Origin of the sequence: Neobacillus sp. PS3-34, from assembly GCF_030915465.1 — a bacterium.
Taxonomy (GTDB): Bacteria; Bacillota; Bacilli; order Bacillales; family Cytobacillaceae; genus Neobacillus_A.
The window spans coordinates 2,528,944-2,551,231 of sequence record NZ_CP133267.1 but is presented as its reverse complement, the minus strand read 5'-3'; the positions used below and the strand labels follow the sequence as shown (position 1 = coordinate 2,551,231).

Annotated in this window: 15 protein-coding genes; 3 read left to right on the top strand and 12 right to left on the bottom strand. The window is 40.4% G+C overall.

All coding sequences use genetic code 11. The annotated features are described in order from the left end of the window. Window positions 1–28: 28 nt before the first annotated feature. The 3 genes from RCG23_RS13215 to RCG23_RS13205 form a co-directional block, all read right to left on the bottom strand. The gene (locus tag RCG23_RS13215) at window positions 29–406 is read right to left on the bottom strand and encodes a hypothetical protein (RefSeq protein WP_308176061.1); all 378 of its coding nucleotides are present in this window, start codon (window positions 404–406) and stop codon (window positions 29–31) included. A 100-nt stretch (window positions 407–506) separates the two neighbouring features. Further along, a complete protein-coding gene (locus RCG23_RS13210) occupies window positions 507–701 on the bottom strand; it encodes a hypothetical protein (RefSeq protein ID WP_308176060.1) in 195 nt (64 codons plus the stop codon). A 147-nt stretch (window positions 702–848) separates the two neighbouring features. Further along, window positions 849–1,055 carry a hypothetical protein gene (locus RCG23_RS13205; RefSeq protein ID WP_308176059.1) on the bottom strand — a complete coding sequence of 69 codons (207 nt, stop codon included), beginning with the start codon at window positions 1,053–1,055 and terminating at the stop codon, window positions 849–851. Between the two features lie 492 nt (window positions 1,056–1,547). On the opposite strand from RCG23_RS13205, the gene RCG23_RS13200 reads away from it, so the two are divergent. After that, complete coding sequence (locus RCG23_RS13200) at window positions 1,548–1,790, top strand: hypothetical protein (protein ID WP_308176058.1); 243 nt, start codon at window positions 1,548–1,550, stop codon at window positions 1,788–1,790. 791 nt (window positions 1,791–2,581) lie between these two features. On the opposite strand, the gene RCG23_RS13195 is transcribed toward RCG23_RS13200, so the two are convergent. Then, window positions 2,582–2,887 carry a hypothetical protein gene (locus tag RCG23_RS13195; protein WP_308176057.1) on the bottom strand — a complete coding sequence of 102 codons (306 nt, stop codon included), beginning with the start codon at window positions 2,885–2,887 and terminating at the stop codon, window positions 2,582–2,584. A 744-nt stretch (window positions 2,888–3,631) separates the two neighbouring features. Next, window positions 3,632–10,447, bottom strand: coding sequence for a lamin tail domain-containing protein (locus tag RCG23_RS13190; RefSeq protein WP_308176056.1), 6,816 nt, complete (start codon window positions 10,445–10,447; stop codon window positions 3,632–3,634). Window positions 10,448–10,713: 266 nt separating this feature from the next. Here RCG23_RS13190 and RCG23_RS13185 point away from each other — a divergent pair, with 266 nt between their 5' ends. Next, window positions 10,714–11,925: a HupE/UreJ family protein gene (locus tag RCG23_RS13185; protein WP_308180056.1), complete on the top strand. Its 1,212-nt coding sequence runs from the start codon at window positions 10,714–10,716 to the stop codon at window positions 11,923–11,925. Window positions 11,926–12,017: 92 nt separating this feature from the next. On the opposite strand, the gene RCG23_RS13180 is transcribed toward RCG23_RS13185, so the two are convergent. The 5 genes from RCG23_RS13180 to RCG23_RS13160 all read right to left on the bottom strand — a co-directional run bounded on the left by RCG23_RS13180 (window position 12,018) and on the right by RCG23_RS13160 (window position 20,780). After that, window positions 12,018–14,378 (bottom strand): NHL repeat-containing protein, encoded by a 2,361-nt coding sequence (locus RCG23_RS13180; protein WP_308176055.1) that lies wholly within the window; start codon window positions 14,376–14,378, stop codon window positions 12,018–12,020. Between the two features lie 240 nt (window positions 14,379–14,618). Then, window positions 14,619–17,189, bottom strand: a complete 2,571-nt coding sequence (locus tag RCG23_RS13175) for an Ig-like domain-containing protein (RefSeq protein WP_308176054.1) — start codon at window positions 17,187–17,189, stop codon at window positions 14,619–14,621. A 1,281-nt stretch (window positions 17,190–18,470) separates the two neighbouring features. After that, on the bottom strand, window positions 18,471–19,178 hold the full coding sequence (locus RCG23_RS13170) for a Gfo/Idh/MocA family protein (protein ID WP_308176053.1): 708 nt from the start codon (window positions 19,176–19,178) through the stop codon (window positions 18,471–18,473). A 15-nt stretch (window positions 19,179–19,193) separates the two neighbouring features. Further along, a complete protein-coding gene (locus RCG23_RS13165; RefSeq protein WP_308176052.1) occupies window positions 19,194–20,084 on the bottom strand; it encodes a CPBP family glutamic-type intramembrane protease in 891 nt (296 codons plus the stop codon). Window positions 20,085–20,585: 501 nt separating this feature from the next. Continuing rightward, entirely contained in the window at window positions 20,586–20,780 is a 195-nt protein-coding gene (locus RCG23_RS13160; RefSeq protein ID WP_308176051.1) for a hypothetical protein, read from the bottom strand. A 241-nt stretch (window positions 20,781–21,021) separates the two neighbouring features. Between RCG23_RS13160 and RCG23_RS13155 the strand changes: the two genes are divergently transcribed. Further along, window positions 21,022–21,303, top strand: coding sequence for a hypothetical protein (locus RCG23_RS13155; protein ID WP_308176050.1), 282 nt, complete (start codon window positions 21,022–21,024; stop codon window positions 21,301–21,303). Between the two features lie 171 nt (window positions 21,304–21,474). On the opposite strand, the gene RCG23_RS13150 is transcribed toward RCG23_RS13155, so the two are convergent. Continuing rightward, window positions 21,475–21,612: a hypothetical protein gene (locus RCG23_RS13150; RefSeq protein WP_308176049.1), complete on the bottom strand. Its 138-nt coding sequence runs from the start codon at window positions 21,610–21,612 to the stop codon at window positions 21,475–21,477. A 220-nt stretch (window positions 21,613–21,832) separates the two neighbouring features. Beyond that, window positions 21,833–22,216: a DUF4181 domain-containing protein gene (locus RCG23_RS13145; RefSeq protein WP_308176048.1), complete on the bottom strand. Its 384-nt coding sequence runs from the start codon at window positions 22,214–22,216 to the stop codon at window positions 21,833–21,835. Window positions 22,217–22,288 lie beyond the last annotated feature (72 nt).

The window sequence follows — 22,288 nt, the reverse complement described above, 5'->3', positions numbered from 1 at the left end:
TCATGAAAATGGCTTCTTCTTTATTTGATTATTTTTTTGCTGCTTTCTTCGCTTTGAGTTTCGCTTTTAATTCTTCTACTGTAATTCCCAATTTCTGTGCTTTTTGCGCTAGCTTCGCTTCCTGGGCTTGTTTGCGCTTTTCTTTTTCTGCTAATTTCGCTTCATGAGCTTTTTTACGCTGTTCTTTTTGTGCTGCCTTTAGTTGTTTCTGTTCTTCTTTTTGTTTTTTCAGCTCTGCTTTTAATTCTTTTACCGTCATTCCTTGAGCTTTTGCTTGCTGTTTTAACTCCACTCTTTTTGCTGCCTTATCTACTGCGGGCTGAGCAGCAAACGCCGAGCCTACCGCACCAAAGATAAGCGTCGCTCCCAGGGCTGTCCCAATCAACGTCTTTTTAATGCTAACCATTTTCCATCCTCCTTGTAAAAGAAATGAGTATTACAGGTTGAATTATAAATAGAGATTGTTTCGGAATTATTTCATTGCCTGAAATTTTAGTAGTTTTACACTACTCCTTAGATTTCAACTTCTCCGGGTTCATAATCTTTATCGATAAAACCTCTCCACAATCGAGGCAAACCGTATAGATTTTCTCAGACCCAAACGCCATTTTTTTGTTCAATGGACGAAGCTGGATATAATCGGATCCCTGGACAAACGAACTTCCGCCACAACTTCTGCAATGCTTTTCTGAAGCAGTCATTTAATCTCCTCCTATCCCAATTTGATTTACACATAAAAAATCACCCTTAATACGCACACGATTGAAGCTGTTGTCAGAAGGATTTGAATCGAAACTCCCACCGCACATATCAGGTATTTTCCCTTTTTAGTATAGCTGTTTAGTAATTTATAAGTGAGGAAAGGCCAGTCCTGCAGCGGCTATTGGGCGAAATGTAAAAGCCGTAAACATGCTTGCAGGACCGCCGGCTAATTCATTCGCCACATCATAGTTGACCGCAATAAAAACAGCGATTAAATAATAGTTAAGCAATGAACAAAATGAAAACACGGCGATTAACTGTTTTGATGATAAAATTTGAATCATTTTATTCATAATGACACCTGCTTAAAAGTACAGACATTGAGGTTGCTGGAAATTTTGTTTCAGCGGTAACAGGGATACGCCCAGTTGATGCACAAAAAGGAATCCTGACAATCATCCATAGGGATTCTAGGGACACCATGATTGGATATGTGAATTTTAGTGGCCATTCTCCACAAGAAAAGGTCTATTCCTTTATGGCCCATTGGTAATGGCGCCATATTGTAAAAACAGAGAGGAAGGTCTCTGTTTTTTTTGAAAAAATCTTGATCCTGAAAATATTAAGGGAACTTCGTTAATGAGAAGTTCCCTTCAGTAAAAATATAACCTCATTTAATAAGATCAAATGAATACAAAATGCCCCAAAAGCACAGATACATTAACAATGAAAAAAATTTCATCTTGTTCTCCTTTAAATCTTTTATAAAAACAACTCTTTCACCTTAAATGGTATAATATAGAAAATAATTTCTTGAAGGCTTTATAGGAAAAGGACGTGAACCCTTGGATTCATTGACAGGATTATGTATTCTCTTTGCTATTGTAGGATTCTCCTCTCTGATTATCCTAAACAATTGGTATGAGTGGGATGAGGAACACAAGGAAATGAATAAGGCGCGAAAAGTGTTTCTTTTCATAGGGGGATCCATTCTGTCTCTATTTTCAGGAAATGGCTGCCTCTTTTTCACTCTTGAAATAATGGCCATTGTTGGCGTTGTTGCGCTTGTTTCATCGATAATTTTCTAAACGCATTACGACCATGAAAATGGCGATGATTTTGTGAAGCCCTATGAATTTATAAGTGTAATTAGTTCCAATCAATTTCTCTCTATAGTTTTTGTAGTGACATAATACGAAGCAAACCCCAGAATCATCAGCAGGATGAGGAGTACCTGAATACAAATCCCGACAATGCTGCAAACCCTTCCTGAAACAGCCAACCCTCTGCCTTTTTCATGTGAGCTATTAATCTCTGCCATACTTTTGAATGAGATGACCATCCCGATAACGCCAAGGATTAGGCTATATAAGGCAAGAGTATTGATAATATTCCTAAGGTTAATGCTGCAATAGATTTATTATTTGTTTTCTCCAACTTTTCTTCGCCTCGATTTGCTTAAGATGGCTTGCTTTTAAAGAATTTTTTATTAACCCAATATAACATCCCATAAAATAGAAAAAAGTTAATAACGGCAGGTACAGCAAAAATGCCAACCCCTTTATTTCCTGTGAAAATTTGTGGTATCAACCACGATGTCCGTGTGCCTACATACATTTTTATATAATTGAATGGAAATCCATATGAAGCTTGATAAAAGGCACTACTAAATTTTATTGGATTCAAATCAGGTACAAGGATTGGAAGCAATAACGTAAACAATACTGAAATTTTTATCATTCTATCTTTTGTTATTAGGTTCACCTTCTTCATTAAGGCTGCAACCACGACTTAAACATTAAATCGTGTTAAATTCTTTACGATTAAGACATAGAAGTTCATTTAAATATTGCTACAATTGCGAAACCTACTAAGAAAATTAGCATTGCAAGATAGCCAAAGCTGCGGGCCGATTTGGATGAAGATTGTCCACATAATTTTTCACCCTTCTAGCAAATGATGCATTCGTCAGATAGGTATAGTCTTGAAGACTATTCATATTAACACCACATGATTTACATATAATTACTCCGTTTGCCATTTTCTCTGAACAACTAGGACATTTTTTATAAGTAGTAATGTTCATTCGAATAATCCCAACAATCGTTGAAATTAATACGATTAGAAAAACCGCCAAAAGGATTGCTCCTCCTCCGAGAAAATACGTTAAAGAAATATCGCTCATAATATCGCCTCCCAAGTAATTATGTAAATAATATCAAACACTGAGAATCATTAGGTGCAAAAATTTCTAAATTTTTCCTGAATTAAACCTTCCAATTATTTGGATGGTTCCTGGCGTCTGGTAATTCTTCCTGCTCAATTTGAAGGTTTTTTCCTCAAGACCCCTTATTGAAGACAGATTTTCCGTTCCTTGAGCTGGTTTTGTCCTCAAGACCTCTTATTGAAGACAGATTTTCCGTTCTTTGAGCTGGTTTTGTCCTCAAGACCTCTTATTGAAGACAGATTTTCCGTTCCTTGAGCTGGTTTTGTCCTCAAGACCCCTTATTGAAGACAGATTTTCCGTTCCTTGAGCTGGTTATGTCCTCAAGACCTCTTTTGAAGACAGATTTTCCGTTCCTTGAGCTGGTTTTGTCCTCAAGACCTCTTTTGAAGACAGATTTTCCGTTCCCTGGCAGGGTTTGTCCTCAAGACCACTTTATTGGACATTTTGCCGGTTCTCCTGCCGGGTTTTGTCCAATAAGACCACTTTATCGGACATTTCCGCCGCGCATGAACCAGGTTCTGTCCAATAGATCCACTTTATTGGGCACTCCAGTCGCTCATCCGCCCGGCTTTGTCCAAAACCTAAGACAATTACCTCATCCCCCGAAACGGTCCTCAAAGAAAAAGGCTATCGCGTGATCCGCGATAGCCTCTTACAATAGATTGGTGCCTGCACCCAACTAAATCACCCAAACTACCAAACTTATTTCTTTTGTTTCTTAAGTTCGGCAGATAGTTTGTTTAGTTCTGTGGTGTTGATTTTTTTGCTGCTTAGCGTTTTGATGATGCTGTCTACCTGCTTGGAAGAGGTAACAGATTTTTTGACGAAGTCAGCAATGACTTTGTCACTTACCTTTTTGTTCAATAGGATTGCAGCATTTGCAACTGTTGATGTGGCAAGAGCTGTTTTCTGCGCACGGTTTAATTCTGCTACGACAGCCTGGTATTGGCCAAGGGCACTTGCTAATTTAGCTGGGTCCACTTTTCCTTTGCTGTCTACTTTAATAGAAGCAGTATATTGATTAAGCTTTGGAAGTACGTTTAGGGCAGCTTTGTAATCCTTGATGTTCTTATCTGCCTGTTTTTGGATTTCCAGTGCTTTTTTCTGCATTGCTGCTTCTTGTGCTGCTTTGGCAGCTGCTTCTGCTGCCGCTTTGGCTGCTGCTTTAGCTTCTGCTTCTGCCTTAGCTTTTGCAGCTGCCTCTGCTTTGGCTTTCGCTTCTGCTTCTGCCTTGGCTTTTGCTTCTGCTTCTGCCTTAGCTTTTGCTTCTGCCTCTGCTTTTGCCTTCGCTTCTGCTTCAGCTCTTGCCTTCGCTTCTGCCTCTGCTTTGGCTTTTGCTTCCTGTTGTGCTATAACATCCGCTTCTTCCTTCTCAAGCGCAGCTATTTTTGCTTCTGTAACAGCAATTTTCTCATAGCCTGGGAAGTTTTCTACTTCTGCTTGAGTCCAGCCTGTAGACAATGCAGATTGAATAGCTAATTTTGCTTCATTTACTGCTAACTGTACTGCTGCTCTATTACTGTAGTTAATGTTGCCTGAACTTAGGATGGCTGAAAGTTTAGTAACTGCAACGGATTTTGCGGCTGATTTGGCATCTGTTAGCTGGGCGATTTTCGCTTCAGCTAATGCAAGTTTGCCATAGCCATTGAAGCTTTCTACCTCTGTCAGCATCCAGCCTGCAGCGAATGCTGCTGTAATCGCAGCTTTTGCTTCATCTACCGCTGATTGGGCAGCTTTTACAGTGCCGTGTGTAATTTGGCTTGCGTCTGGAATTAATCCTAGCTTTGTTTCTGTTGTTGTTTTTGCTTCCGCTTTTACTGTTTCCAGTTCAGCCAATTTAGCTTCTGCGGCCGCAATTTTTTCGTAGCCTGCAAAGCCTTCAACATCAGTCTGTGTCCAGCCATGAGATAATGCTGCTGCGATAGCCGCATTTGCATCGCTTATGGCCGTTTGTACTGCTGATTTATCGCTGTATGTGATTTGGCCTGCATCTTTTATCAATGCAAGCTTTGCTTCCGCCTCTGTTTTTGCATCTGCTTTTGCTGTTTCCAATTGAGCGATTTTCGCTTCAGCTCCGGCAATTTTTCCGTAGCCAGCAAATGCTTCAACTTCAAATTGTCCCCAGCCAGCTGTTAATGCTGCAGTGATTGCCGCTTTCGCTTGATCTACTGCTGATTGAACATCTGCTTGATTCGTATAGGTAATTTCGTCTGCACCTAAAATCAATGCAAGCTTTGCTTCCGCTTCTGTCTTGGCTGCTGCCTGCTCTGCAGTCATTTTCGTGCCAACGAGTTCCTTTGTATCGCGAACACGGAGACGATTTCCTTCGACGAACTTGCCGGAAAGCGCTACTGCTTCAAGTGTATCGCCAACTTGCAGGTCTGGAACTGGTCCGCTCTGGTTCACGATGTAACCATCTGTAAACACGAGGACTGGTCCGGAGCCGTCATTTATTACATATGAATTTTCATCATATTTGGAAACGACTTTACCTGTTACTTTTACGAGCAATCCTTGATTTTCCTCAGTAGTAGCAGAACCTGTTGCTACTTGCTTCGGAAGCAATGGATCGACGTGTCCAATTTTGATCACATCTGCTGCGAAAGTGTTGAATTCAAACTCTGTATTCGTCTCATACGTTTTCACGTGTCCATAAACACGAACTCTGTCACCCGTTTTTAATGAGCCTTCAGGAGCTTCTTTATATGCCATGATTCCGCCAGTATCATCCTGGACATAGAAAGCATCGAAGAATACACCTGCTGCTGTTGTAACGGTACCTTCGATCACCGCTTCTGTATCGTCCGCTAATTTGCGAACATCAGAAATGTTGGTGACCTTCGTCTCACGATTTGCAAGCCAGTTGATGGCATTCAATGAGAACTCATCATTGCCCTTTGGTTCAAATGACTGATCCATCTGCTTGTCATTGAAAATATTCATACCGGATACAATCACACGGCCTTTGTCGATTTTCTCTGAAGCAATTAATGGAATCGCAGATCCGCCTGTTGCATCGGAAACATTATCGTACGTGTAACCGCCTTTGATATTGCCCTGGTAAGTGGTTTCGTTACCTTTTGCCAAAATAACGACCTTGCCATTTTCCGTTAGCGGCTGATTATTCACACCGGACAAGCTTGTTCCGCTGTAGTAATCAACAAACGACACGCGGTCGGTAATGAAGTTGGAAACGAGTCCTGGATGTACCCTGACCGCATAAGGAGATAACTTAGGGTCACCCCAGAAGTTTCCTGATTTACTGTCATCAAATACTCCGTCATTGCCCATACGAATCGCTGATCCAATGTCACCTAACAAGGAGTTATTGATCGTTGGATCCGTGCTATTATTGCTCTTTCCTGCCATTAATAAGGAACCGCCATTTTTCACAAAATTTGCGACGGCTGTTCTTTCATCAGCAGTCAAAGCTGTTCTCGGATGAGTAAGCACTAAAATTTTAACATTGCTTAACACATCACTAGTTAACGCCTGTTTGTTTTCTGCAACCGTGTAACCTTCTTTTTGAAGAAGAAGTGTGAAGGATTTTAAATTATCCTTATACGTTCCGCTGTCACCAGAAGAGTTTTCATTGCCATGATTAGCATCGATTAACACCTTGATTCCAAGCGGTTCTTTAATTTTCACCGGCATTTCATATTTCACATCGCCAATGTCCAGTCCGTCATTCGAGGTGACAACGACAATCAGCTTATGGTCACCGTTTACAGGGTTGGCCCATGTTGCTGTTGCTGCTGCAGAGCTCTTTGTCAGGATAGAAGAAATCGTATTTGTACCAATGAAATGATCCTGGTTCACTTCATCATAGTAAAAGTCTACCTTCAGGTTTTTCACTGTTTCTGTTCCGTTATTAGCAACAGTAGCCTTTAACGAAGCAGGGTTTCCTCCAACGATAACATCGCCCGTGATATCAATGCCATTTACTTTGACATCGACAGCCTGTTCTTTTGACCAGATAGGTGAAGAATAAATTCTTTCGCCATCCATTTGAGTTACTTTTACGACGAACCACTGCTGGCCGCCAGTTACTGTGTAAGTCGGATTCCATTTGAAATCCTTTGTCATTGGCGTGATGGAATCTACAACCGTTCCGCCGTTTGTGATCAACTCTACTTTAGCAATTCGATCATCTGACTTGTAGGAAGTTGGAAGATAGTTATAGTCGCTGTCATTATGCGCTTCAGCAACCAGGTCGCTTCCTGAGATGTTGAATTTCAGTGATTTGCTGTCAACCGTTGAACCCATATAGAAGCCATTTGCAAGGACGTCCAACGTGAAGTTTGGATCTTCCTCCATGTACACGCGCATATTGCGCATTGAATGCATGAGGGATTCCTGGGAAAGATCATCAGCGACAATAACTGTACGTGCATTTGTTTGTCCCCAAGTTCCTTCGTGGTTATCCTCACCGTAAGTAGGGGCAACATGCCAGCCTAAATCAAGTGCAGAGTAGAACTTTTTATCCGCATTTGCATATCCATAGTGTCCAGAACCGTTACCAACCTCAAGCATCGTAAATAGCTTGTCCAGGTCTTTGTTGTAAGGCTTAAAATTATTGAATGCATTTGCTGACATGTCTGGGTGGTTAAATTGTCCGACGATATCGTCGTAGGTCATAACCCAAGCATAATACTTGTTCAAATCCTGATATTGCTTGCCATTGATATTACGGTCAATGAAATTGTCTGTTCCAAAGATATTGGAATGTCCCCATGTAGTGGAGGTCATTTCAAAAGCAGGGAAAACAACATAATCGTCATTTTTCGTATATTTCTTTGCAAGGTCCTTCGTTAATTGCCATTGCTCTCCGCCAGTACGCTCCTGCATGCCTTTATGGTCTACAGTATCCTGGCCAAGAAGGGTAGGGTCAATGTCATGTGAATGATCTGAGAATGCAAACCAATCGTAATGATGCGCTTTACCAGCTTTTAAAGCATCTTCCGGTGTTCCGGATGCATCGTGTGAAATATTGGTGTGGTTATGTGTCGTACCACGATAGTGATGACCGCCTGTGAAACGTGGAACCACTTCAAATGTCCACTCATAGGTGGTCGGATTGTGCTTCAAGTCAGCTGCAGTTACCTTAACAGTATGCAAACCGAGTGTAAGATCTTCTTCAGGCGTGTATTTCACCTGATTTTTGTTGATTGTTGCTGCTGGTGCTGTTAATTCGTTGCCATCAAACCAGAAATGAACGGAAGCTTCGTCAACACCGCTTGGATCGTTGATTAATGCAGAAATTTCCGGGTGAGGACTTTCTACCTTCGTACCACCTTGAGGTGTTTCGCCGTTAATGACCGGTCCTTCTTGGTCCGGTATTAATTCGACTATAAATGGAGCTGCGCTGGAACCAGCTGCCTGTGTTTTAGTTCCTGCTTTTGCTTCAATATAGTACTCGAATCCATCTTCAGGAACATTAGCTGCTTCCAAAGTAGCCGTATAGCGGCCTTCGCTGCCCTTAGCCATTGGAAGAGCTCTATATTCTGCTGTTGTGCCTTTTGCACGGTAATATACCGTTACAGACTCCGCGCCATCGGCATTTGCTTCGAATTCAACATTGGCATTTTGATATACCTTTGTTAAAGCTGTATGCGTGATTTGCAGAACCGATGCGATGTCTTTTACATCACGAGGGTAAATCTGATAACCACTTGTTGCGGAAACATTTGTTGTGTATTGGCCCATGACACCTGTAACCGTGTAGCTTTTTCCAGTTACAAGATCCGTGTCAGGCTTGATGCCTGTTTTATCCATTACCCTTAGGGTAGTGGTTTTATTGTTTTCATCAACGAATGTAACATTGTAGTTTGCTCCGCTCGCTACCGAGGCAGAAACCTTACCTGTTACGTTTACAAGGCTTCCTTCAAGTGGCTCTGCTGTTGCAAAAGTGATTGAATCTAAGAGTGTTAGCTCTCTTGCTGCCGGTATCGGGTTGCCTTCACTGATTTTTTCCATCGATACTGGCTCGAATTCTGTTAAACCGTTATAGTAAAGAACTTTACCTGTGATGTGCAGCTTGTCGCCTTTTACGACGGAGAAGCCTGGATCATAGGAAGTATGGAAGATATTAATTCCGCCAGTATTATCTTGAATGTAGAAATTTTGCTTTTGTGTACCTAATATTTGATTATCAACTGTCGCGACGCCTTCAATCGTATAGAACTTATTTAGGTTGACCGGCTGTCCCTTTGTATCAAACGTCCGGACATCGCTTAGTGGCGTTACCATGCTTGTATCTGCTTTCAAAATCGAAGTAGGAACGCTTTCCAGCATGATTCCCTTCGTGCTGCTCGACAGCTGTGTTACATAAACAGTATCAGGAGCATTGTTGAAGGTTACTGAAAAATCACCTGCTGCGCCCGCTTTAATCTCATCTGCCACTAATTTTTCAGTTTTGTTCGCTGTATCATTTGGGTAGACATTTATAATGGATTGGGCTGCTGCCGCACCTGCACCGCCTACTAATGTGCCTTTACCATTTGAGACGAAATAGCTTAACTTTGCCTGTACGACGGCTGTGCTGGCTTTCGCCACGTTCACTTCGACCGCCGGGCTTTCGTCTTTGCCAGCCTGTGTAGCTGCAACAAACACAGAAGTTAAAACTTTTGTAGTCGTGATCGTTACGTCAAAAGAACCATCAGAGGCTGCAGTGGTTGTTCCAAGTGCTGTTCCTTTGGTAGCGCTTTCGTAAAATTTTACAATTGAATTTCCTGCAACTGCATCCGCAGTACCTGTTACTTTTATAGAACCAGTTTGTTGTAAAAATTGAATATTGATTCCTTTAGGCTGCAAGCTGAAATTCGGAACAAAAGGAGTTTCCGCTGGGCTTGCAGTGTTTTTTGGAGCAGCTACAGCTCCAACAAAGAAGTCAGTTGCGTTGTCATCTGTATCCCATGCGTTGCCTTTTGTAGGGGCTGGATCTACACCTTCATAGGGGCGACGCTGAGCGCTCTTTGTAGCTGAAATGGTTTGGGTAGGTCCAGTTCCTTCAAAGCCTACAGTTCCAGTTCCATATCCAACCAAGTCAACTGCACCTGCAGGCATTGAACCTGAAGCAGCGGTTGTTTGATTGTTAAACAAAGCTACTTTTCCTGCCCCCGCAGCCATCGTGATTGCACCTGAAGCATCCGCTGTTGGAAGATCGATTCCATTTGCTCCACCTGATGCTTCAGTAATTAAATAATAGCCATGCGGCTGAATTGTTCCGGCTAAAGGAGTTACTTGCCAAGTTGTTCCGGCTGTTGAGGCATACTGTATAGACCAATTACTAAGAGGTACAGCAGCATCAGTAGGATTATATAACTCTATGAAATCCTTATTATATGGAGCCCCTGAATTGCCTCCACCGCCAAAGACCTGTGAGATTACAACATGATTGGCGACAGCCGCACTTGCCCTGCCCATTAAACTGCTTGGCAAAAACGTGCTGACCAACAAAAGAGCTGCCAAGAACGTGCTTGTCCAGCGCTTATAGTTCTTTCTAATTATTTTCTTCATTCATCAGCCATCCTTTATTAAAATATGAATAACTTTTTTTGGAAAAATCTTAGTAAAAAAGTTAGAATTTCCTTCCTTTCATAGTTTTGATCACACTACTATAATTCTACAATTTTTTTAAGTTAAAAGAAATATCAGTTTTGTAAAAACTATATAAATATTTACTCTTTTACTGTATACAAATACATGCAGAATATGATTATATGAATGTAGTTTTATTATATTTATTGCCTATAAAAACACGGAAACCTAGGGGGATTTTTGTGATGAAATACTATCCAAGAATAACAAATCGCGTTAAAACAATACTTCCAAAAAGAATAATTTTTAGTTCTTTTGTAACGTTTTTCCTTTTAATGTTATATTTACCACAAAATACATTTGCCCATAATTACAGTGCCAGTTTTACAAATTTAGACCTTAATAAAAAAAGTACAAAGGCCACTTTTTCAATCGATACGATTTCAGTCATCGAATTAATCCCTGGGGTCGACAAAAATAAAAACTATGTTCTTAGCCGGGCGGAAGTAAAAAGCGGTAAGAATAAAATTGAGTCAGTAATTATTGAATCTTTAGCACTCGATAAAAACAATAAGGAACTAACCCCGAATGTAAAAAAAATGAAGCTTGTTAAAAAGCAAAACAAAATCTTCCTTTCCTTTTATTTGACTTATCCGGCTTTCGCCCCTGGTGATACCATTAGCTATAGTGACGGATTATATTCAGGGGATTCAGGAACGACCAATTATGTGGATCTATTAACAGCTAAATATGCGGGCGGAACCAGTGAGGCTGCGATTCAAGGAACGGACAGGACCTGGACCATGCTGCTCACCGAGGATCAACAAGAGCAGCAAACGATGGATGGACAAGCAGGCCAGCCCGATTCCAGCCAGGTGCAAGCCCAGCAGCCCAAGGCGGAAAAGCCTGCTGCTTCCTCCTGGTTATCATTTTTCAAGCTTGGTATTTTTCATATTTTAACAGGCTATGATCATTTATTATTTTTATTGGCACTGTTGATTGGCAGGCAAACGGTTAAGCAATACATCGGAACTGTTACAGCATTCACCATTGCCCATAGCATCACATTAACTCTAGCCGTTTTGGGGATTGCAGATATTCCTTCTAAATTAGTGGAATCCTGCATCGCATTAAGTATTTGTTATGTTGCGATAGAAAATATCTTTAAGAGAAAAATTAATTACCGCTGGGCCATCACATTTGGATTTGGTTTAATCCACGGATTAGGATTTGCCAGTATTTTAAAAGATATGAATCTCCCAAAATCAAACCTGGCCGTAGCGTTAATAAACTTTAATCTCGGAATTGAATTCATTCAGTTACTCATCGTCCTGCTTATCATCCCAGTACTGATGAAATTGCAGAAAGCCGTTAAATATAGAGATTATATGAGAATCGGATCCGTATTGATCTTTATCCTTGGCCTAATTTGGCTAATACAGAGATTATTCGCATAACACAAAAAGCCACCAGCATCGATGCTGGTGGCTTTTGTTTGGAAATCTTTTGGATGGTGCCTGTCACCTGGTAAACACCTGGAAGGTGCCTGTCACCCGGAAATTTCTGGTGGGTACATGTAGAGGTTTGCCAGGTTTCGGAAGTAGATGTTTCCGCTGGCGTCCTGTGCGATGTCGTAGGCGCCACTTTCCATTAAGATTTCTGGGACCATATTGTTTGGATTTAATTTAAAAAGATTACCCTCAATGGTTCCATAGAGATAACCATCGTTACCAAAAAGAAGCTTTGCATTGGCGAATCTTCCAGAAATAGCGTTTAGTAGTTTTACCGTTTTAAACGATTTATCCTCCGGGTTGTATGCAAAAATGGTTCCATCGGCAGCTCCCCAGATCTCCCCTTGTGGCCCTTTAATAAGCGACATCACCATAGAGGCCTTAACAGGCAGATTAATGATCTCAACTGCCGCTGGATTAAGCGGATCAAAACGGAAGAGCTTTGCATCGTCTGCTGATCTTTGATAGTTCGCATGTACAGACGTCCCTCCATAAATCTTTGAGCCATCCGTTAACAAACTGATGATACTTTGATTTTTGATATAATTTTCATAAACAAAATACTGCCCTGTATTCGGATTATAATCAAGTAGAAGCCCGCCATTTAATGAGGTTTGAGCATAGGTTCCAGCAAATAAATGATCACTAAAGCTAGTCATCGATGTAATTCTTTCCTGGCCATATTTAGTCAAGGAAATGATCTCTCTGGACAATGATTCATCCCACGATTGGCCAGGGCTTATTTCCATTAACCTCGCCGATGGATATGCACCTCCATAAAGCTTGCCATTTAAAAACACTGCACTTTCCAGCTGGCTGATTGAGCTGAATTGCACACTCGTTTTATCAAGAGTGTCATACTGGGTCAACCCACCAGTCATAAAGCCATTGACATAGATATACCTTTTATCCGGGCTGGAAAAAATCAAATTCAAGTCTACCGGCTGTGAAGAAAATGATGCCTTCTTAATTTTCAATTGGTTTGTAATCGGATTGAATAAATAATAGGTCCCTTTGTTGTCGATTAATCCCGTTAAAACGTTCTGCGAAGGATTATTTTTTAACGTGACGAAATCCAGAGACAGGGCATTCTTCAGGCTCGGCAGCTTCATGTACGTGTTTCTGAACGTTCCGTTTTCAAGGCTGTATGCGTAAATGCTGCCCTGATAGGTGTAATAGAATTCATTCGTTTGGCTATCCTTTGGTGAAAATCCCCTTGAATCGACCGTAAAAGTGCTTTGGTATTCTCCAGTAGCTGCCTTGTAAATGTTTGCTCTTTTGGAAGGATAGTATTTTATCGCTACATATCCGTCAATCCATTTCATTTTTTCAGCATAGGATTCATTTTCATAGCCTTGGGATAGGATCGATGCTTTTATTCCTGTCGAAAGGCTCCATCTCAAAATCTCTGCAGATGGTCCACTGCTTACATAAATATCCTGGTTAACAGGATCAAATGTAATTGATTTAGCGAATTTTTTTCCCGGAACCGTTGGAAGCAGAAATTCTCTCTTTTGTGTTTGTTTATTAAAAGCAACCACATTCGCACCGTACGCTGTTGCCCCGAACACATATTGATCAGTCGCAACCAAATCCTGGATGGTAGTATCTCCACTTCCCTCAAGCATATTTCCATAGTCCTTCAGCTCGTTCGTATTCGGATTATAACTATACAAGTTGCCATTACTGGTCCCGCCTATCCAAAGAATCCCGTCCTTATCGACATCCATTCCCCAAGCGCTTGTAGAGTTTGAAAGCGGAAAAACTTCCTTTACATGATTGGTGTTCAAGTCGAGAACGGCCAAAGAGGTCGGCGTACCATGAAGAATGACATATAAATAGGCATTTCCGTTGTTATCCATCCCTGCCTTGGAGGCCATCGTACTTAAATTAAAAACCTGAGGCCCTAAATCTACCGGCGTAACAGATGAGGGTTCTTCCGGTGTCACAGGTGGTTCGATTGGTGGAGTGACCGGTGGCGTAACGGGAGGCGTAACGGGAGGCTTAACCGGTGGTGTTACCGGCTCACTTTTACCTGATGCACATTTTACTGCAAGTAATTTTGCTTTAGTCGGAGTCTTATAGTTTATCTTTGCATCACGTTTTACAAAATAACCTCCGCCGACACCCAAATAGTCCGATCTAAATGTATAAATTCGATATGTACTGCTCTTTTTCAGGATTTTATCCTGAAGCATGCTTCCCTCTGTGAATCTATAAAGAGAAGTGTCTTTTAAAATATTAAGCTTGCCAATCTGCCCAGGTACAAGCTGAATCCCTTCCCAATAAATTTTCTGGCCCCGCTTTATCCCATTACAATCTGTAGTTTCCGCGCTAAAGCGGGCTGGAAAAAAGGAAATCAAAATTACCATTGTCATAAGTAGCTTGAAAAATCTCATCGTGCTGTAACCACCCCATATTTGAAAAAAATAAACGCTTTATCGTTTCATAAAGCGTCCTGCCATTTTAAAATCTATAATACTATTTATAACACGTTTTACAAATTAAGCCAATAAATAGATTCCTAAATTTTGGATGGTGCCTGTCACCTGGAAGTTTATTAGGTGATTCCTAGACCTCTTTTTTACACAAAAAAGCCTGCAGCTGGGCTGCAGGCTTTTTATTTAGGCTATTACAAATTACTTCGTAACAGTTCCAGTTTTAACAGAGTTACCGTTAAGGTCTGTTAGGTTGTTAGTTGCAGCGAATTCAACAGTGATTGCATCAGTAGCTGCAAAATCATTAGTAGCTGTGAACTGAAGTTTGCCACCTACTACTGCAAGTGTACCAGTAACAGCAACACCGTTAACTTTAACAGTTACACCTGATACAGTATTTGTGTCAGTAAGTGCTTCTGAGAAGTCAACGCTGAAAGTTTTGCTGCTTAGTACGTTAACTTTAGTAGCTGTTGGAGCAATGTTTTCTTTTGCATCAACGAAAGCAGTAGCTTTACCGTTTACAAGAGTGTTGTTATCTTTATCAGTTACGCCAGTAACTTCAAATGCATAAGTACCGTTAACAGCGATATAGCCATCTGGTAATGTGATTTGAACATTTTGACGAGAGTTGATGAACTTAAGTGTTGCTGTGCTTGGAAGTGTATTTCCAGCAAACTTATAGTTGCTTGCAACTAGAGCAGAATCGCCCATTTCTTTATTGTAAGTAACAGTGATAACACCGTTAGCTACAGACACACTGCTGAAGTTAACAACTGCAGTTGGAGTTCCTGGAGTTGTTGTTGGGTCAGCAACATTCAAAGCAAATGATAATGTGTTAGCAACTTTGTTGCCATAGCTGTCTTGAACTGCTTTTCCAGCTAGTTCGTAAGAGTAAGAACCTTTAGTTAATGCATTGCTGATCGCAACAACATTCTTTTCAGCGCCTTCAATAGTACCGTTTTTGTCAACATCATAACCGTAAGCTACGTTTGCAGCTGTAAGGTCAGTAGTGTTTCCAGTTGTTAAAGTAACACCGTCTTTAACTTTTAGAACTAGCTCGTCAGTAGCAGAAAGGTCACCAGCTGCAACAGGGCCGTCAAAAGTTAATAGGATCTTAGAGTTATCGCTAGTTACTGCAGCAGAAACAAATGCAGGAGCAGTTCTGTCAGCAGTTAATGTAGCAGAAGAAGTAACCTTGTCACCTTGGTTGCCTGCAACGTCTTTGAATCCGTCAACAACGATAGTAGCATTTAGGAAGTTAACTCCATTTAATGCACCAGCAGTTTGAGCATCTAATACATACTTAGTTGCATCTGTAGCATCTTGAACGAAGCTAGCAGCATAGTTAGTTCCATTGATTGTTACAGTTCCAAGTGTAGAAACTTTTTCAGAGAATTGAAGAGTTACTTTGTTTGCAGATACAGAAACAGATGCAGTTGGCTTCGCTTCATCTTTCACTTGAGCAGGAACAGTGATGTTTTGAGTGATAGGGTTAGAAAGGTTGCCCTTTACGTCTTTAGCACCTACGAAATCAACTTTGTAAGTTGAACCAACTGTTAAACCTGTAACTGTAACTGTACCTTTTGCAAGGTCTTTACTGTAAGTTACACCGTTAGTTGTTCCATTTACTGAAACAGTACCTTCAGTAGATAGTGGCTCGCTGAAAGTGAAAGTTGCATCAGCAGTTTTTCCATCAGCAGAGTAAGTGTAATCTACGTTAGAAACGCTTGGAGCAACTGTATCAGAATAAGTTAATTTTGACACAAAACGGTCAGTTTTCACAGTAGCGTCAGCTTTAGTTTTGATAGGCTCAACAACTAGAGCAAGAACAGATCCTTCAATATTGTTGAAAGTTAACGTAACTGTTTTGTTGTCATCAGCTACAGAAACTGTATTTAAAGTTTTGCCTTCAAGGCTGAACTTGTTAGATGTAGCATCTGTTTTGTCGATTTCTTTGTTGAACTTAACAACTAAAGTTGTGCTGTTAAGAGCAGTTACGCTAGCAACCTTTGCAGATTGAGTAGCTTCGTAAGCAGCGTTAACTTCAGCAGCTTTAGCAACTAGTGCTTTGCCGAATTCGCTGTCTTTGTTGATTTTTGTAAGTTCAACATTTACAACATCAAGTGCTGCTTTAGCAGCATCGAGATCCTTAGCAGCAATTGCGCTAGTAACCTTTGCAGCATACATTTTCAAAGTTACTTCGTGCATGATGCTGTCGCGAAGAGCTTGAGCAGAAGCCTTGAATTCGCTGCGAAGAAGTTCGCGAGCAGTTTTTCCGTATACACGGTCAAGGATAACTGTACGAGTCTTTAGCTCATAAGAGATTGAGTGGTAAAGCTTTTCAGCATCATCCCAGTTTTTAGCAGCAAGTGCTGTGTCAAGTGCAGCTTTTTTAGATGCAAGAGTAGTACCATAGTTGAAAGCGTCAATGTATGTAACAACACGCTTAGCGATATACTCGTTGTAGTTAACATCTAATTGTGCAAGGTAAGCATCTTTCAATGGCCCGCCAGCTTTTAATACAAGAGCTTTAGCGTTGTTGTAAGCAACCTTAGCAGCATTGTAGTCTTTGTAGACATCTGCTAGGTCAGCGAATTTACCAGTAGCAGTAACATCGCTGTAAGTGTGGTACGCTTTTTGCATTGCTGTAACAGCTTTGCTTACTTCTGATTGTACGTTGCTAGCAGCATCTGCCTGGTGTGGTAGTGCAGCTACGAACGCGGATGCAGCAACTGCGGATGCAGCAGCGATTTTGATAGCTTTCTTTTTCATAAGTTGAATTTTCCCCTTTCACTATATAAGTAGTACAATAATCCGTCGAATTATAGCGAATTATTGCCTATCAAACTTAACAACTATTATACTAAAGCCTTTTGGGAATATCAACCTTTAACTCTAATTCCCGGAAACTTTAGCAAAAATATGAGTTTATGATTCTAAATGGCTTTTTTACAATCATTTCTCACATTTCCTATAATAATACAAATTAATAGAAATATCTAGGTTTCTTATCACTTTTATCCAAGCCAATTATTACCATAGAATAACTTTTCGAAATATTTTAACACACTCAGTAATTATATCTTACTTTTTTACTTTTATTCCACTATTTTCTTTGCAAATTTCAAAATATTGGGCGACAGACACCTTCCATAAAATGGATGGTGTCTGTCGCCCAATAAAAAAGATAGGCAGTATGCCTATCTTTGTGTGTTTTATGTTAATTGACCATCATGTTTTTCAGGTCCAGTTTTAGATCTTCAATTAGTTTGATGACAGTGATTTCCTGTTCATTATGGCCTTTTCATAGGCTTTTTTTATAATTTCAGAGAAACCCTGCAGTGATGCCTTTTCTCCAGCTGCTGATTTGCGCATCAATTTTTAAGACTCCTTCCCGTTATTTTCTTTTCTCATTTTATGGATACTGCCTTTTTTTGTAAATAGGAGATTACTATAAAGTTTGTCAATTTTGTGACTTACTAACTTTATACTTTAGTTAGCTGCTAGAAGCTTGCGTTTTTTATCATTACCCTCATAGTAAATAGTTCGAAACCTTTTCAGGAAATCTGGAGGCTGAATAAAAAATATAAAATAATTGGACTTATGACTCAGAACGTTAATGGGATATATGAGTTCTGCAAAATGATGAAAGCTGTGGGTAAAAGCATAAAGTGGGCGTATGTAATGAAACATTTGTGGTTGAAATCCAAATAGACTTGTGGATAAGTGGGGTTATCCACTCTTTTTGTTAATAAGACCACAGAAAATGTTGATATCGCAAAACATTTACTGAATTCTAGTTAAAAAAGCCTGTTAATAAGTGCATGGAAGCATTTGTTAACAGGCGACTTTTTTATTATGATTCCAAACGCTGCACAATCTCCTCGCAAATTCGATGGGTTTCCAACGCATCCCTGGCTGATATGCCTGGGGAGGAATTTTGTTTTAACGCCTGAATAAAATCGGCGGTCATTTGTTCGAAGCCCCGTTTATGGAGGGTGCTTTCCCAATCATTCAAGCGAATTTCCGTTTCCTCTTGATCCTTTGACAGCACTAATTTTGAAAGATTATAGGCTGTTCTTTTTTCAAATGGCCCATGACTTCTGCTTTTTCTTCATTTGTCCCGTTTTCCCGGTTCATGATCGCAAGTGCTGTACCACGGCTGGAAATAAACTGGACGACCACATGCGACAGAATGTTATCCCTCTTGCTTCCGGTCACTGTCAGCTTTTCAATCGGATGAGGAAATAGGTATCTCACCGTATCCACGACATGGATAAAATCATCGAAAATAAAGGTGCGTATTTCGCCAGGCAGCGCTTTACGATTCTTTTGGACGATGACCATATTGGGATTCTCGACTTCTTTCAATCTATTATAGACAGGTGAATATCTTCTATTAAAACCAGCCAGTAATATAAGCTTTTTACGTTCAGCTAATTCCACCAGCCTTTTTGTGCTGTCAAAATGGCTGGTGATCGGCTTATCCACAAAGACGTGGATATCGTTCTTCAACAGCTCTTCCACAATATCCTCATGGGTTTCAGTCGAGGAATGGACGAATGCCCCTTTGACGCCACTTTTAATAAGAGAGGAAAGATCAGTATGAAGATGCTGGAACCGATATTTCGCGCCGATTGCTGCACACTTATCCTGATTTGGCGTGAATAAATGAAATTCAATCCCTTCCATACTGCTATATATGGGAAGATACGCCTTCTGTGCGATATCTCCAAGTCCGATGACACCAAGTTTGAGCATGCTTGTTAACTCCTTTTATGCAGTTTGACCCTCAGCAGCCAGCTTCATTTTTTGGCTTCTATTCTCGCGTCCTCTTAAAACAAGAAACACGATGAAAATAATGGCCGCACAGAGCATGTCTGTGTAATGGGAATAATACCAGGATGCTGTGGTCATGATGTCATAAAATGAATGAACCATAATAAGCATCAATAGGTTCCGTGTCCGAAGCAGCAGGATCCCAAGCAGCAAGCCCATATCGGTAAAACTCACAACCGATCCAATGACCACTCTCCAATCACGTTCCGTATCGAGCGAGTCGCCTGCCCCAAACAGAAGCGAACTCAGGAAAAGCGCCAACATAAGAAAGATATCTCTCGAACCGCTTTCCCATTTTCGCCTGAAGATTTTTTTAAAAACAAACAGAAAGATGATCATATAGGAAAGCCGGTACACTTCCTCAAGTCCGGCCAGCAAGTCCGCATAAAAATCATAGCCAGCCGTGTCAAACCACTCAAAAATGGCGCTAGCTCCTCCCACTGCACCGCCTGAATCGTCCTCTTTATAGGAAGAAGTAGCAACCGTGGTACTTTCCTCCACATATTGATCGTAGTTATCACTAAAATCCCGAAAGACAGCCGTGGAAAAAGTATTAATGAGCAAGCTTCCTATAAAAAAAACTAAATAAACCTTGGAAAATTGCAATATATACTGGCGTTTCGTCGGCAGGACCGCCGTTTCGTCCTTCAGCCGACCATAAAGCTTATAGCCAATAAAAATGGAGCCCACCATGATCCCTTCATAAAGAGCATTGAATAAATAGCTATACCTGCTCAGATACAGGACTGCTTCAGATCCTAGCGTAATAATGAGCATCGCTAGCAAAAGCTTTTTTGAAACCGGCCGTGTTAAGTTAGTTGTAATCAATCATTATGCCCCCGCCCTTTGTTCAATATCTATATATGTATATACATCCAAGCTCTACCTGCCAATCAGATGGATCGCCGCAATCCCCAGTCCATTTACAGCAAGTAAAAATAACGCACACGCAATAATCCACTTCCACCTTCTGCTCATGGCACATACCCCTTTTAATTGACATGTTTTTTCTATTATAAGTTATTACTATTATAATAGAAAAAACTTTGCGGTGACAGGCACCGCCCATTTATTTTCCAGGTGCCAGGCACCTTCCAATTTTTCACATTTCCGATAATCAATGTTGTCTATCAACTTTATTATGATCACGAATGCTTCATACACAGGAACATTTAAATAATATGAGGATGTTAGATTGTCTCTTTGAGGAATTCTCAAGATGCTTGAGAGATAAATTTTAATAAACTTTGCATAGTTAAGAAACACAACAGTAGGGGTGTTGGGTACCTCCCATGTGGGCTAAACGGCAAATTTCTATGAGTGAGGCACCTATTGAATACTGTAATTCTCTCTGATTACCCCGATGCAAAAGTAGAAGAAACATTCAAATGACCAGATTATATATGCAATTCCCCATGTCATAAATAATATTTTATAATCCCCTGGATAAAATACAAAATCCCAAACGGTAACCGCCAATACAATGAAACACATAAATGTGGCATGTCTAATGATCCAAGTCATAGAAAACACCCCTTAATTTATATCGGTTCTAGTAACAGCAGGATTCCCTTTATAGACGTATTATAAACTCTTGATAATATTATATCTGAATATTCTGTAAATATTGTAATACTATCTGTGTAATATCATAAATTTTTCGACTAAGAACGAGTAAAGGTGACAGGCACCTTCCATAAATATGGAATTTTAACTCTAATTTTAAAATGATATAATAGAGAAAACAGGAAAGGAGGGATACTAGATGGAGGAACAAATTTTACTAGCATTACAGCAAATTAACTCAAAACTTAATACTCAAGGAGAAACCTTGAAAGAGCACGGACTAATTCTCGGTGCATTAAAGTCTGGCCAGGAAGGTCTTATGGCTGAGCTAAGTGAACTAAGGCTGCAAAATGCAAAAGATTTTGGCGAAATCCGGGAACAGCTTAAAGGTATTGAAGTCAGCGTGGAAATCTTAAAAGAGGACAATTGGAGTAATAGAAAAGATATCAAAATGGTGCAAAAAACAATGGGCCTTATATAAGCGTGAGGCGTTTCGACATACCACTTAAAAGTGTTGCCTCCGTTTGACTTAAACTTACCTCTTCCTTACTTCCGTTTTCCTCAACACGTTTTACTCTCAAAAAAATTCCATTATAAAGAGCCAGTGTGCCCCGGCATGCTGGCTTTTTTCATCGTCTAGGAAATTATAAAATTAAATGATGTGAATAACTTCTACAAGTTGTATTAATCTAGCTCCAGCACCCAGCCAGTTTTCACCTTTGAATAGCACCTTTGAATATCTTGCTCCAAGCATGACCTTTAGGTGATGCTTGGAGCAGCTCGGGGTCATAAGCCAAATCACTCCAGAAATCAGGACAAGGAAAGCTTCGGTAGCACTGCATCGCACGAAGGAAAAGCGATAGCTTTTCCGAGGATGACTGCGTGATTCGTCTTATGCCTGCCGGGGCTAACCAGGGCGCTTGCGCCTTTTGTTCTGTTATGAGCAACAGGTTCATGGACAAATTTCAGGGGAGTGACAGGCACCATAACGAGGCGGTACTGGACCACTGTTACAGATGATGCCTAACAACCAACTCAATTGTAACTACCATAGCAGGAAGCAGGATAAGAGAGGCGAGAGTGCGGATGTATTCCTTAGATTCACGGTCATATTTCCATTCCATGATAGTGCGGAATAGATTGAGAACGACTAAAAAGGAAAACAATCCATAATTGGGGTTGATTGATAAATCATCGTAAAAAATGAGAATTGGGTATATGCACACAAAAATAAGAAGGATGGTTCTTTCCCCCCATTTATGTACGCTGTTATGAGGACGATACCAGCGCTCCTTCCTCTTTTGTATATTAAATTTTTTCGTAAGAATACGATCGACAATCCACGTAAGCCACACGAAAACTGCTATCATAATTAAAAGCTTTAAAAATGTCATCGATATACACCTCATTTTTAATCCATTTTTTTACATATATATTCCACAAAAAATATAGAATCCCTTTCATTC